At 55.0% G+C, this 14686-nt stretch carries 11 protein-coding genes; 10 read left to right on the forward strand and 1 reads right to left on the reverse strand.

Annotation, left to right across the window (positions count from 1 at the left end; genetic code table 11):
• Positions 1–12: 12 nt before the first annotated feature.
• Entirely contained in the window at positions 13–1398 is a 1386-nt protein-coding gene (locus TH25_RS10145; RefSeq protein ID WP_114088319.1) for a M20 family metallopeptidase, read from the forward strand.
• Between the two features lie 182 nt (positions 1399–1580).
• The gene (locus TH25_RS10150) at positions 1581–2882 is read left to right on the forward strand and encodes a mechanosensitive ion channel family protein (protein ID WP_114088320.1); all 1302 of its coding nucleotides are present in this window, start codon (positions 1581–1583) and stop codon (positions 2880–2882) included.
• Positions 2883–2964: 82 nt separating this feature from the next.
• Here the strand turns inward: TH25_RS10150 and TH25_RS10155 are convergent, their stop codons facing one another.
• Positions 2965–3885, reverse strand: a complete 921-nt coding sequence (locus TH25_RS10155) for a LysR family transcriptional regulator (RefSeq protein WP_114088321.1) — start codon at positions 3883–3885, stop codon at positions 2965–2967.
• Between the two features lie 204 nt (positions 3886–4089).
• On the opposite strand from TH25_RS10155, the gene TH25_RS10160 reads away from it, so the two are divergent.
• The 8 genes from TH25_RS10160 (at position 4090) to TH25_RS10195 (ending at position 14672) form a co-directional block, all read left to right on the forward strand.
• On the forward strand, positions 4090–5127 hold the full coding sequence (locus TH25_RS10160) for an amino acid ABC transporter substrate-binding protein (RefSeq protein ID WP_258549110.1): 1038 nt from the start codon (positions 4090–4092) through the stop codon (positions 5125–5127).
• Between the two features lie 74 nt (positions 5128–5201).
• On the forward strand, positions 5202–6434 hold the full coding sequence (locus TH25_RS10165; protein WP_114088323.1) for an amino acid ABC transporter permease: 1233 nt from the start codon (positions 5202–5204) through the stop codon (positions 6432–6434).
• A complete protein-coding gene (locus TH25_RS10170; protein WP_114088324.1) occupies positions 6435–7778 on the forward strand; it encodes an amino acid ABC transporter permease in 1344 nt (447 codons plus the stop codon).
• Positions 7778–8554, forward strand: a complete 777-nt coding sequence (locus TH25_RS10175; protein ID WP_114088325.1) for an amino acid ABC transporter ATP-binding protein — start codon at positions 7778–7780, stop codon at positions 8552–8554. Before TH25_RS10170 ends, TH25_RS10175 begins: the two co-directional genes overlap by 1 nt.
• Positions 8555–8599: 45 nt before the next feature.
• A complete protein-coding gene (locus TH25_RS10180) occupies positions 8600–9910 on the forward strand; it encodes an NAD(P)/FAD-dependent oxidoreductase (RefSeq protein ID WP_114088326.1) in 1311 nt (436 codons plus the stop codon).
• A 201-nt stretch (positions 9911–10111) separates the two neighbouring features.
• Entirely contained in the window at positions 10112–11365 is a 1254-nt protein-coding gene (locus TH25_RS10185; RefSeq protein WP_114088410.1) for a sarcosine oxidase subunit beta family protein, read from the forward strand.
• 11 nt (positions 11366–11376) lie between these two features.
• Positions 11377–11682 carry a sarcosine oxidase subunit delta gene (locus TH25_RS10190; protein WP_114088327.1) on the forward strand — a complete coding sequence of 102 codons (306 nt, stop codon included), beginning with the start codon at positions 11377–11379 and terminating at the stop codon, positions 11680–11682.
• Positions 11679–14672 (forward strand): sarcosine oxidase subunit alpha, encoded by a 2994-nt coding sequence (locus TH25_RS10195; RefSeq protein ID WP_114088328.1) that lies wholly within the window; start codon positions 11679–11681, stop codon positions 14670–14672. The genes TH25_RS10190 and TH25_RS10195 overlap by 4 nt, the downstream gene beginning before the upstream one ends.
• Positions 14673–14686 lie beyond the last annotated feature (14 nt).

Here is a 14686-nt window from a genome sequence, read left to right on the forward strand (position 1 = left end):
GAAGTGCCGAGAATGTCCAGCCGTGAACAGGTTATTGAGCGTATTACCCGGTATTTTGATGACGGGGACTTCCTGCGTGAGTTAACAGGGCTTGTTGAAATTCCCAGCGAAAGCCAAAATCCCGAACGGGCAGCGGAACTGCATCGCTATATCGACGAAAAAATGATTCCGATGTTGCGCGATATGGAATTTTCCACCCGGGTGATGGAAAACCCGTCCACCGGTTTTGGCCCGTTTTTGTTTGCCGAACGCCATGAAGGCGACGATTTGCCCACCATACTGACCTATGGGCATGGCGACGTTATTTTGGCCCAGGAAGGGGAATGGCGTGAAGGCCTTGAGCCATTTAAAGTTGTGGTGGAAGATGACCGCATTTATGGCCGTGGAACAGCCGATAACAAAGGCCAGCATTGCATTAATCTGGCCGCCCTGCGTGCGGTGATCGCCGAACGGGGCAAGCTTGGCTTTAATTGCAAGGTGATTATCGAAACCGGCGAGGAAACAGGTTCGCCGGGGCTGGCACAGTTGTTTGAGCAAAATCGCGACCTGTTTGCCGCCGATGTTTTAATCGCATCGGATGGACCGCGCCTGAGTGCCGAACGGCCAACCCTGTTTATGGGCTCACGCGGGGCGATCAACTTTTCACTGTCGCTGAATTACCGGGAAGGTGGGCATCATTCCGGCAATTGGGGGGGCTTGTTGAAGGATCCGGGTGTGGTACTGGCCCATGCGCTGGCAACAATTACCGATGCAAGGGGGCAGATCCAGGTACCTGAATGGCGGCCGGACAGTTTGACCGCGTCTGTTCGTACCGCCCTGGAAGATTGCGCCATTACCCAAAGTGAAACCGGGCCGAAGATTGATCGGGATTGGGGGGAAGAAAGCCTCAGCCTGGCGGAAAAGGTTTATGGCTGGAACAGTTTTGCCATTCTGGCAATGAAAAGCGGCAACCCCGAAAAACCGGTTAATGCGATTGCCCCGGCCGCGATTGCGCATTGCCAGCTGCGTTATGTTGTTGGCACGGATCCGGACGATATTTTGCCTGCCCTGCGCCGTCATCTTGACGCGCATGGTTTTGGTGATGTCGTGATTACCCCGGCGGAAAAGGGTTTCTTCCGGGCCACACGGCTGGACCCCGATCATGCCTGGGTGCTGCGCGCACGGGAGTCACTTGAACGCACGACGGGAAAATCACCCGCCGTGCTGCCCAATCTTGGCGGGTCGCTGCCCAATGAAACATTTGCCTATATCCTGGGGATGCCGACTGTGTGGATCCCGCATTCCTATGCCGGTTGTTCCCAGCACGCCCCGAACGAACATATCCTGAAGGGCGTGAGCCGCGAAGCCCTGCAAATCATGGCCGGACTGTTTTGGGATATTGGCGAGGGTATAGAATAAGGTTTCTTCAAAAGGCGTGCGGATGGCGCGCCTTTTTGTTTTTACGTTCGTGATTGCCTGATTTGAACACATGCAATTGCTGTCAGTGCTGCAAAATGCCGGAAATAGCGTGATCCTGTGCATTGCCATGTCGCCACTCTTTCCATTAGGGTTCCGCCTGATCGTGTTGTGTGGAGATGAAAATGCAGGAACAGTTGGCGCAATGGTTGTTGGGGCTTTATCCGTCGCTGGATGAATTTGCCGATCTGCTTGCCATTCTGATTGTTCTTGTGCTGATTTTCGGCATTTCGGTGATTATTCACATCACGCTGCACCGCTGGGTTCTGCCAGCTCTGGACGGCATTGGCGGCAGTCATCAGCATCACTGGCAAAAGGTGATGGTCGGGCATGGCCTGTTTGGCCGTGTCGCGCTTGTGGCACAGGGGATTATTGTGCACATCCAGGCGGGGTTATGGCTTGCCGATGGTACGATACCGCTGGAGCTGCTTTATACCGTATCGGAATTATGGATCATCTTTTTTGCGTTAATGTCGCTCTATTCGCTGCTTGATACGGCGCTGGACGGGTTGCGATTTAACGCAACGGCGCGCAATTTGCCCATTCGCGGGATTTTTCAGGGGGTGAAACTTGCCGCCTCGATCCTGGCGGGATTGTTGAGTGTGTCGATATTGATCGGGCAGTCGCCTGTGATCCTGCTAAGCGGTTTGGGCGCGATGACAGCGGTTTTGATGCTGGTGTTCAAGGACCCGATCCTGGGTCTTGTTGCCGGGATTCAGCTTTCGGCAAATACCATGCTGTCGGTGGGCGACTGGCTGGAAATGCCCAAATATGGGGCGGATGGCGATGTTATCGATATTGGTCTGACCACCGTTAAGGTGCGTAACTGGGATAATACAATCACCACCATTCCGACCTATGCCCTGATTTCGGATTCCTTTAAAAACTGGCGCGGCATGAGTGAATCCGGTGGGCGGCGGATCAAGCGCAGCTTTAACCTGGATGCGACAAGTGTGCGGTTTTTAACCGAAAGTGATTTGAAACGCCTCTATCGCGGGCAATTACTCGCCCCGTATCTTGATGATAAAATCACCGAGATCGAACAATTCAATCATAGCCGCAATGCGGATTTATCCTCGCTGGTCAATGGCCGCCGCCTGACCAATATTGGCACGTTGCGGGCCTATTTGACGGCTTATTTGCGCAATCATCCTGACATCCGACAGGATATGACATTGATGGTCCGCCAGTTACAGGCCGGGCCCGAGGGTGTGCCAATCGAGATTTATGCCTTTACCAACACGGTCAAATGGTTGGAATACGAGGCCATTCAGGCCGATATTTTTGACCATGTATTTGCGATCCTGCCGGAATTTGGCCTGCGCATTCACCAGACCCCCAACGGGTATGACATGCGCATGATGGTGGCACATGGTGCCGAGACACGTCACCGCATCGCCGAACCGCCCGAAGCGGCAAATGGCTGACATGTCTGTTGGCCTGTAGCTTTATATTGATCAACATTGATCAATATCGGTCAGGTTTGCGTTTTGATCAGACGGGCGTTGGCTATTTTTCCTGGCGTTCGGCGGTGCGAATGCAGGACCGGAGTTCTTCGACCAGGCCTTCGTGAAATTCGCGCGCAACACCGGAAAGTGGCCGCACATTGGAGGTAATGACCTCAAGCGGCTCCAGCACACGGGGGCGGAACGGTCGTAACCGGACATTTTTCATGTTGAAGACGTCGTTGAAATGCTGGCAGTTCAGCGCGTCCACCAGGGTCACGCCAACACCAAGTTCGACAAAAGACAGCGCATGAACCGTGCTATGCACTTCGATGATGCGGTTTAATGTCAAGTTGCGGTTTTCATAGGCCATTTTCAGGGTTTTGGTGGTGACATTCTCGGAATCCAGTGTCACCCACGGGCTGTTTCCGATATCTTCTGGCGTAACAACATCAAGCTTTGCGGCCGGGTGGTCCTGGTGCAGGGCAATTTTGCAGGGCAGATTAAACGCCACCGATTCATGACTGAACGAGCTTTGGGCCTTGTCCACCAGGCCGATTTGATATTGGCCGGAGGACACGCCCTGACGGATGACCGAACAGCCTGAATGGTGCATGCTGATTTGAACGCCCGGATATTTATCGACATACCGGGCAATCAGTTGCGGCAGGAAACGGTATGTCGGGCCAAAGATGCTGCAAATACGCAGGCGGCCCGCCTTGTTGTTGCGTGCGGTTTTCAGGCTGTCTTCCAGATGATTGAGGCTTTGCAGCAGCGAATAGACTTCGTCATGCAGGAAATGCGCCTCGTCAGTCGGGATGAGTTTGCCATTGCTGCGCACAAACAGTTTATAGCCAATTTCCGCCTCGAAACTGGTGAGCATTTTGCTGGCAGCTGGCTGGCTGACAAAGCTGCGTTCGGCCGCCCGGGTGATGCTGCCGGTAACAAATACCTCGTGAAAGATCCGCAGGCGTTTTACATTCATCGGCATAACCCGAAGTTATTGAGTCATCAAAAACATTCAATACCATTATTGTTATGATTACACTAGGATCGGAACGTCAAAAGGTTCAGGGCGCATAAATAAAGACAATGCAAGACGTCGTGGCATCGCCTGCCGCCCGGTAAACGGGGGCAGTGGGGACAAAACAATAAAAGTTTTATACAGGGAATGATGATGAAAAAATTGATGACAGTTATGGCAGCCGGTGCTGCCGTTATCCTGATGCAGGCGGCGGGGGCATCGTCGGCGATGGCACAGGAAAACGCATCCACGCTTGAACAGGTGAAACAGCGCGGCTATCTGAGCTGCGTTATCGGCAATTCTTTTCCCGGTTTTTACAGCCTGAACAAGGATGGCGAATGGCAGGGCATGGATATTGACATGTGCCGGGGCGTTGCCGCCGCCGTATTTGGCGATGCCACCAAGGTCAAATTCATGCCGGTTCAGTGGGCGCAAAGTTTCACCACCATCAAAAGTGGCGAAGGCGATATGATGTCCAAGGGCATGACCTGGACATTGTCGCGCGATAGCAGCCAGGGCGTTGATTTTCTTGAAACCTATTTTTATGACGGCCAGGGCTTTATGGTCCGCAAGGATTTGGGGGTTAAATCGGTCAAGGACCTGAAAGGGGCCACCGTGTGTGTTTTGACCGGCACTTCAAGCGAGCTGAACCTGGCCGATTACAGCCGCACCCACGGGCTGGATTTGAAAACCGTTGTTTTTGATGATTCCGCCGTCCGTAACACCGCCTTTTTCAACGATAATTGCGATGCGCTGACCAATGACAAATCCGGCCTGGCGGCCCAGCGCTCGGCCGCACCAAACCCGGCGGATTATGTCGTTCTGCCCGAAACCATTTCCAAGGAAGCCCTGTCCTTTGCTGTGAAACAAAATGACAGTGAATGGGCCAATGTTGTGAAATGGACCTTTGAAGCCATGGTCGCGGCAGAGGAATATGGCATTACCTCGGCCAATGTCGATGACATGCGAGCCAATTCGCAAAGCCCGGTTGTACGCCGCATTCTGGGGGTTGAAGGCGACCTGAATGTTGGTCTTGGCCTGTCAAAGGACTGGGCCTACAACATCATCAAGTCGGTGGGTAATTACGGCGAAATTTATGAACGCAATGTGGGGCCGAACAGCGTTCTGGGCCTGGAACGTGAAGGCACGCTCAATGCCCTGTGGGAGAATGGTGGCATGATGTATGCCAAATCCTTCCGCTAATCTGCCGCTAACGGTTCAGGCAGGCCCGTTTTGGAGCCTGCCTGGTCTTTCCCTTATTTTACGGTTTTGCGGGCATGGCTGACTTTTCCTCCCGGTCATCGGCAACGGGCAACGCATCGGCACAATCGATGCAACGCAGTGGCCGGGCTGATCTGACATCATTTCTTAATCGCGATTCAACGCGCGGTATTGTCATCCAGGGGGTGACACTGGCGCTGGTTTTGGCCTTGATCGCCTATCTGGGTTCCAATGCGGCCTATAATCTGGACCGCCTGGGGATGATGTTCGGGTTTGATTTTCTAAGCTCGACAGCGGGTTTCGACATAAGCTGGTCGCTGATCCCCTATGATCCGTCCATGACATATTGGCGGGTTTTTCTGGTGGGCATTACCAATACGCTGGTATTGGCGTTCAATGTTATTTTGTTTGGCACCATCATTGGTACGGTCGTGGGTATTTTGCGCCTGTCATCCAACCCTTTGGTGGCGTTGCTGGCCCGTTCCTATGTGGAAGTGGTGCGCAATGTGCCGCTGCTTATTCAGATTATTTTCTGGTTTACCGCCGTTTTTTCCACATTGCCGCCGCCCCGTCGCGGTTATGCGTTGGGGGATCTGTTTTTTCTAAATAATCGCGGGTTTTATTTTCCGTCACCGCACAGCGATGTTTCGTTTTTGTGGTTTGCGGGCGCAATTGTTGTGTTTGTCGGTGCTGCATGGCTTTTATATCGCAAAGCCAGGGCCACGCGTTTTCATCAAACCGGCAACCGGAAAGTTGTGCGCACGGGATGGTTTATCTGGGCTGTTGCGCTGGTGCTTGCCTGTATTATCGGCAATGGTTTTGTCGAATGGTCGATCCCGGCCCTGGATGGCTTTAACCTGGAAGGCGGGCAATATGTGCCGGTGGCGTTTGGGGCGGCCTTTGTCGCGATGACGGTTTACCGTTCTGCCGCAATTGCCGAAAGTGTGCGTGCGGGAATGGAATCCATCGACAGGGGCCAGCATGAAGCCGCCCGCACCATTGGTTTTTCACGGTATCAGATGCTGCGCCTGATCCTGATCCCGCAGGCCATTCGCGCCATTATTCCGCCTTTGGCGAATTCCTGGCTGGTGGCGGTCAAGGATTCATCATTGGCGGTTGCCATTGGTTTTCCCGAACTGGTGTCGGTCTTTATGCAGACCTCGATCAACCAGACAGGCCGGGCAATTGAAATTATCAGCATGGTGATGGGATTTTATATCTTGGTCAGCCTGATCATTTCCTATCTGCTCAATCAGTATAACGCCCGCGTGCAATACAAGGTCATGTAAATGAACAGCGATGCACAGTTAAAACGGTTCGTTCCCAGCCCGGCGCGCAAGCCCAAAGACAGCGAAATGACAGTTTTGCGCTGGATCCGCAGTCGCTGTTTCAATTCGGTGGGCAACAGTATTTTGACGCTGCTTGTTCTGGGTCTGGTTTTTTATGTTCTGGATTATGCCCTGAACTGGGCGGTTTTTGATGCGGTGTGGCATGCGTCGAACCGCCGGGAATGTATGGATATAAGCCCTGGTGGGGCCTGTTGGGCCGGGGTGATCGACTGGTTTAACGGCCTGATGTATGGCCGTTACCCGATTGAGGAACAATGGCGGGTCAATTTGGGCGTTGTGTTGGCCGTGGCGTGGCTGTTGCCGCTGTCATGCCGGTCTTTGGCCCATCGCAGTCTTATGCTTGTTTCCTGGATTGCGCTGTATCCGTTTTTGGGGGCATGGCTGTTTTTGGGCGGTGGCTTTGGCGCCGAAACCGGACCTTTTCATGCCATTCTGACCAGCCTTGCCGCCGGTTTTATGGCAATGTGCTATGTGAACTGGCTGTTGGCGATGTTAAAACGCCCCAGCCTGACGGACATTATTTATCCGCTTGTTGCACGGTTTGTTGCACGCCAAACCCATATTTTCAGCCTGTTGCTGGTATGGCTGGTTTTCAGTGGTGTCGCCGGGGGCCTGTTGTCGCAGGTGGCGTTGGCACCAGTGGCGATTGAACGCTGGGGCGGGCTGTTTCTGACGCTGATCATTGCCAGCTTCGCCATCACCATGTCGATCCCGATCGGGGTTTTGCTGGCTCTGGGCCGTCGGTCCAAATTGCCGGTTATTCACTGGCTGTGTTTGCTGATCATTGAACTGGTCCGCGCCGTACCGCTGATTACGGTGCTGTTCATGGCCGTCACCCTGCTGCCGATTTTCCTGCCCAGTGATATGGAATTAAACAAGCTGTCGCAGGTTTTGTGTGCCGTGTGCCTGTTTGCCGGGGCCTATATGGCAGAAAATATTCGGGGTGGGTTGCAGGCGATCCCGCGCGGGCAATATGAGGCGGCACAAACCCTGGGCCTTGGTTACTGGATGACCATGCTGCTGATCATTCTGCCCCAGGCACTGCGCCTGATGATCCCCAATATCATGACATCCTTTATCAGCATTTTGAAGGATACCACGCTGGTATCGATTATCGGCCTGTTCGACATCATGCTGATGGCGCGCAATATCGCCAATGACAAAAACTGGATCGGCCTGCATACCGAACCGCTTGCCATGATTTCGATCCTGTTTTTCGTGATGTGCTACGGCATGTCGCAATACAGCATTAATCTTGAAAAACGCCTGAAGGTGGACCGCTGATGAGCCAGTTTAACGAAGCCCGGGCGACTGTTTCGGAGGCGGCATCGCGCCCCGCCATCCGAATTGACGGCCTGAATAAATGGTATGGTGCCCATCATGTTTTGCGTGATGTGTCCCTGACCATCGCCGAAAAGGAAATTATGGTGGTGTGCGGCCCTTCGGGGTCGGGTAAATCGACCCTGATCCGCTGCCTGAACCATCTTGAGGAATATCAGGAAGGCGCGATCGCCGTTTTTGGGCACGAATTGCAGCGCGACCAGAAAACCGAAAAATTCATTCACCAGACGATGGGCATGGTGTTTCAGAATTTTAATCTGTTTCCGCATTTAACCGTGCTTGAGAATTGTACGCTGGGCCTGACCTGGCTGCGCAAAAAACCGGAGGCCGAAGCCCGCGAGATTGCCATGACCCTGCTGGAACGGGTTGGCATTGCGCAATTGGCAAACCGCTTTCCAGGGCAGCTTTCCGGCGGGCAGCAGCAGCGCGTGGCGATTTCGCGCTCGCTGGCGATGGACCCCAAAATCATGCTGTTTGACGAGCCCACATCCGCCCTTGACCCGGAAATGGTCAAGGAGGTGCTTGATGTGATGGTCAATCTTGCGCAAACCGGTATGACAATGGTGTGTGTCACGCATGAAATGCAGTTTGCCCGCCAGGTGGCGGATCGTGTTGTCTTTATGGAAGACGGCGAAATTGTCGAAGTCGGCCCGCCCGAACAGGTATTGCTTAACCCGCAATGGGACAGGACCAAGGCCTTTCTGGATCATATCCTCTAAGTCCTGATCCCCGCCCAAACATATCCAGAAACGGAAATCATCGAGATGTTGGCAAAACATTCATCGAACTATACAAACGCGCCCTATTGGCTGGCCGATAAAACGGTTGCCGCCCCCGTGATATCTTTCAACCGGGCGGAATTGCCTGCTCAGGTGGATGTGGTTATTGTCGGGGGCGGGTTTACCGGGCTATCGGCGGCGATTACGCTTGTTCGGGCGGGGCGTTCTGTTGCCCTGTTTGAAGCGGGTGATCTGGGCAGCGGGGCCAGTACCCGCACCGGCGGTATGCTGGGACCGAGCTTTGGCAAATTGGGGGTCAACGGGCTGGAACGGCAATATGGGCGCGATCAGGTCCATGCCACCATCCGTGAAAGCCTGGTGGCTTTTGACTGGCTGGTATACTTCATTCGCGACGAACAAATTGACTGTGATCTGTCGATTTGCGGGCGTTTTCGCGGGGCCAGCCACCCGGACCATTATGCCGGACTTGTCGAACAGGCCGAGGAACTGGCCAAGATTGTTGATTTCCCCGCCATTGAAGTCAGCCGCGAAAACCAGCGGGAAGAAGCCGGTACCGATGCCTATTATGGTGGCATTGTTTATCCGACGGACGGGGTGGTACACCCGGCAAAGCTGTTGCGCGGTTTATGCCAGATTGCTCGGCGTGAAGGGGCCATGCTGGTTGAAAATTGCCCGGTTCATGGGGTTGAAAAGCACAATAACCGATTTGAGGTGGGTTTCTCCGGCGGCAAAATTGCTGCTGAACATGTCATAATTGCCACCAATGGTTATACAGGCGGGCCTTTTGGCAAATTCAAAAGGCGGATTATTCCCATTCGCTCTGCCATGATTGCGACCGAGGAATTGTCTGAAGATATGATAAAGTCGGTGTCACCGAAATTGCGCTGTCATGGTGGTACGGAACGGCTGGTGGCCTATTATCGGCCTTCGCCCGACGGGCGGCGTATTTTGTTTGGCGGGCGGGCCTTTGGCCGGGGGGATCAGCCTGGTCGCTATGCGCCTTATTTGTTCGATTTTATGACCCGCCTGTTTCCCCAACTTGCATCGGCGAAAATCGACTATGCCTGGTCGGGCATGATTGCCTATACCTTTGACCATGTGCCGCATATCGGGGTGATGGACGGGATGCACTATGCAATGGGGTATTGCGGGTCGGGTGTGGGACGGTCCAATTATTTTGGCCGTAAAATTGCGCAACGGGTTTTGGGGCTGGATGAAGGAAAAACGGCCTTTGATGATTTTCCGTTCAAAACCAGGCCGTTTTATACCGGCAAACCGTGGTTTTTGCCTGCCATCATGAAATGGCACGAATTCGCCGACCGGCAGGGCTGGTAAGTATTTTGCCAGGTGCGCGATGCGTGAAGGATGTTCAAAGCCGCAGGAGAATTTCTTCTGCGGCTTTATTCGCCCGAGGCCCTGATAAATAAACTGTTGCTCTGCGCAATCATACTACAAAACTGTCGCAAATTTGCAGTGCGCGGCTTGATGCAGTTGTTACAGTCAAATCATCATAAAAATTTCAGGGACTGGCTTCTCATGACCCATTTTTCTGCGCTATCGCTTTTGAAAAATGCGCTGACCGGGCATAAAAACTGGGATGCGCAATGGCCCGATAGCCAGCCCAAGGCGGAATACGATGTCATCATCGTTGGTGCCGGCGGGCATGGCCTGGGGGCGGCTTATTATCTGGCCAAGGAACACGGCATTACCAATGTTGCCGTGATCGACAAGGGCTGGCTGGGCGGCGGCAATACCGGGCGTAACACCACCATCATCCGGTCCAATTACCTGTATGATGAAAGCGCGCGTTTATACGATCACGCCCTGGATTTGTGGGATGGTCTTAGCCAGGAACTCAATTACAACGTCATGTATTCCAATCGTGGCGTGTTGATGCTGGCGCACAATGTGCATGATGTTCAAAGTTTCAAGCGCCACATCCATGCCAACCGCCTGAACGGGGTGGACAACACCTGGCTGACCCCGCAGGAAGCCAAGGAATATTGTCCGCCGCTGGATATTTCGGCCTCCGCCCGTTTCCCGGTGATGGGGGCGGCCCTGCAACGCCGGGCCGGGACGGCCCGTCACGACGCGGTGGCGTGGGGTTATGCCCGTGGGGCGTCCCAGCGCGGAGTGGATATTATTCAAAACTGCCCGGTTACGGCCATTCGCCGTGGCCCGGATGGCCGGGTGACGGGTGTTGAAACCGCGCGCGGTTTTATCGGCGCAAAAAAGGTCGCGGTTTCGGCGGCTGGTCATACCTCGGTTGTGATGGACAGTGCCGGGGTGCGTATGCCGCTGGAAAGCTATCCGTTGCAGGCCCTGGTATCGGAGCCGGTAAAACCGGTATTCCCCTGTGTTGTCATGTCCAACACCGTTCATGCCTATATCAGCCAGTCGGACAAGGGGGAACTGGTGATCGGTTCTGGTACGGACCAGTATACCAGTTATTCCCAGCGTGGCGGCCTGCCGCTGATCGAACATACCGTGGCGGCAATTTGCGAAATTTTCCCGATTTTCAACCGCATGCGCATGTTGCGCAAGTGGGGCGGCATTGTTGATGTGACGCCGGACCGTTCGGCCATTCTGGGTAAAACCCCGGTGCCGGGCCTGTATGTGAATTGCGGCTGGGGAACCGGCGGTTTCAAGGCAACACCCGGGGCGGCACATACGCTGGCCTGGACGGTGGCAAAGGACGAACCCCATGCCATCAACGCGCCTTTCACCCTTGAGCGTTTCGCCACCGGCCGTCTGATTGACGAAGCCGCGGCTGCCGCCGTTGCCCATTAAGGAGAGCGCAGATGTTGCTGATCCGTTGCCCCTATTGCCAGCAGACCCTGCCGGAACTTGAATTTACCTATGCCGGGCAGGCGCATGTTGCGCGGCCCGATGCGGCCAACAAACAGATAAGCGATGAAGAATGGCGCGATTTTCTGTTTATCCGCACCAATGTCAAAGGGCCGCATTATGAACGCTGGCGTCATGCACATGGCTGTGGCCGGTTTTTCAATGCCGTGCGCGACACCGTTAGCGACCGTTTCCTGATCACCTATAAGGTGGAGGATCCCCGTCCTGAATTATCCGACCTGCTGGAGAAATCGGAATGAGCAGCTTTCGCGTTCCCGGACGTGGCCGGATTGACCACCAGAGCCCGGTTGAATTCAGTTTTGATGGCAAAAAAATTACCGGTGTCAAGGGCGATACCATTGCATCGGCCCTGTTGGCCAATGGTATTCATCTTATGGGCCGGTCGTTTAAATATCACCGCCCGCGAGGCCCGGTTTCCGCCGGGTCGGAAGAACCCAATGCCCTGATGGGCACGCGGCGTGGCCCCGGCCGGTTCGAGCCCAATACCCGTGCGACCGTGCAGGAAATCTGGCACGGGCTGGAAGCCACCAGCCAGAACCGCTATCCCAGCCTTGAATTTGACATCGGGGCGGTCAATGACCGAGCCTATATGCTGTTTTCGGCCGGGTTTTATTACAAAACCTTTATGTGGCCGAAATCCTTTTGGGACAAGGTGTATGAACCTTTTATCCGGGCGGCGGCGGGGCTTGGCGTTTCGCCCACCGAAACGGACCCGGACCATTACGCATCGCGCTATCTGCATACCGATGTGCTGGTGATCGGGGCCGGGCCTGCCGGTCTGGCATCCGCCCTGGCATCGGCGCGGGCCGGACTGCGGGTAACGCTGGTGGATGAAAACACCGAGGCAGGGGGAACGCTGCTAAGCGAACCGCAGGCGGTGATTGATGGATCCCAAGCCTGGGACTGGGTTGAAAAGGCAGTGGCAGAGCTGAAATCGCTTGGCGCACGGGTGATGACCCGGACAACGGCGATTGGTTATTATCACCAGAATATGGTGGCCCTGTGTGAAAAGCTGACGGATCATTTGCCGGCACCAGCCGCCAATATGCCGCGCGAACGCATGTGGCGTGTGCGGGCAGGGCAGGTCATTCTGGCGCAGGGTGCGCTGGAAAAACCGCTGGTATTTGATGGCAATGACCGCCCTGGCGTGATGCTGGCCGGATCGGCGCAAACATATCTCAACCGCTATGGCGTGCGGGTGGGGAATAGCGCTGTCATCGTGACCAGCCATGACAGCGCCTGGTATGCCGCCTTTGACCTGGCCGATGCGGGCACGAAAATTCAGGCGATTGTCGATACCCGCGCCAACCCGGATTCCACCCTGCTGGAAGGGGCGAAATCGCGCTCCATTCGTGTTCTCGCCGGTTATACGGCAACCCGTACCGAAGGCCGCTTGCGGGTCAAATCTGTGCGCGTGAACCCGGTTTCCAATGGCAAGGTGGGTGCCCCTGAAACCCTGACCTGTGACTGTTTGTTGATGTCGGGGGGCTGGACGCCGTCGCTGCATCTGTTTTCCCATACCAAGGGCTCACTGGCCTGGGATGATGAAAAACAGACATTCCTGCCCGACCGCAAAACCGAAGATTGCGAAATCGCCGGGGCCGGGCGCGGGTTGTGGGGCATTGGTGCCGCCATTAATGATGGTGCGGAAATGGGCGCGCTTGTTGCCCGCCATCTGGGCCGGGATGCGGTTGCCGCAACTTATGACGTGGCATCGGATCGCCCGGGAACCGGCATCAGCCACAAGGAATTGCCGACCGACCTTAACCCGGGCAAGGCCCGTGCCTTTGTCGATTATCAGAACGATGTGACGGCCAAGGATTTGCGCCTGGCGGTGCGCGAAGGCATGCACTCGATCGAGCATGTCAAACGCTATACCACCAACGGTATGGCGACCGACCAGGGCAAAATGTCCAATATCAACGGGTTGAACATTGCCGCCGATGCCCTTGGCAAGCCGCAGCCCAAGGTGGGTTTGACGACCTTCCGCCCGCCTTATACCCCAACAACGTTCGGGGCCTTTGTTGGCTATCATAAAGGGGATCATTTTGATGTGACCCGCAAAACACCGATTGATAGCTGGGCGGAGGAAAATGGCGCGGTGTTCGAGCCTGTCAGCATGTGGCGGCGCGCGTGGTATTTCCCCAAGGATGGCGAGGATATGGATGCCGCTGTCTCGCGGGAATGCCGGGCAACACGGGCCAGTCTTGGCATGTTTGATGCCTCTACCCTGGGCAAGATCGAAGTTGTCGGGCCGGATGCGGTGGAATTTATGAACCGCATGTATACCAACCCCTGGACCAAGCTGGCACCGGGGCGGACCCGATATGGCCTGTTGCTGGGGGATGACGGTTTTATTCGTGATGACGGCGTTATTGGCCGCCTGAGTGACGATCGTTTCCATGTTACCACCACAACGGGCGGGGCTGCCCGTGTGCTGAACATGATGGAAGATTACTTGCAAACCGAATGGCCGGACCTTGATGTTTGGCTGACCTCGACGACCGAACAATGGGCCACCATTGCCCTGAACGGACCAAATGCGCGCAAATTGCTGGAACCGCTGGTGGAAGGGCTTGATATTTCCGCTGACGCCTTCCCGCATATGTCGATTGCCGAATGCAAGGTCGCTGGTCTGCCCGCACGTCTGTTTCGCGTCAGCTTTACCGGCGAGTTGGGATTTGAAGTGAATGTTCCGGCGGCGCACGGGCGTGAATTGTGGGAAATTCTGTGGGAAGCAGGCCAGCAATACGATATTTGCCCCTATGGCACCGAAACCATGCACGTTTTGCGCGCCGAAAAGGGCTATATCATTGTTGGCCAGGATACGGACGGCACGGTAACACCCTATGATGCCGGTATTTCCTGGGCGATTGGCAAATCAAAACCCGATTTTGTCGGCAAACGCGGGCTGGAACGCCCGGACCTGGTGGCAAAAGGGCGCAAGCAGCTTGTGGGTCTTTTGAGCCGCGATGGAAAAACCAAACTGGAGGAAGGCGCGCAAATTGTGCTGGATCCCAATCAGCCCATTCCGATGAAAATGGTCGGGCATGTGACGTCTTCCTATCACAGTGATGCTGCGGGCCGCCCGATTGCCTTTGGCCTGGTTGAAGGCGGGCATGACAAGATGGGTGATACCATTTACATCCCCATGCCCGAAGGCGTGATCGAGGCGGAAGTCACCGGGACCGTGTTTTACGACCCCGAAGGCGCACGGCTGAAACTTTAACGCGGAGACGACAG

It is taken from the genome of Thalassospira profundimaris, from assembly GCF_003326755.1.
GTDB classification, from domain to species: domain Bacteria; phylum Pseudomonadota; class Alphaproteobacteria; order Rhodospirillales; family Thalassospiraceae; genus Thalassospira; species Thalassospira profundimaris_B.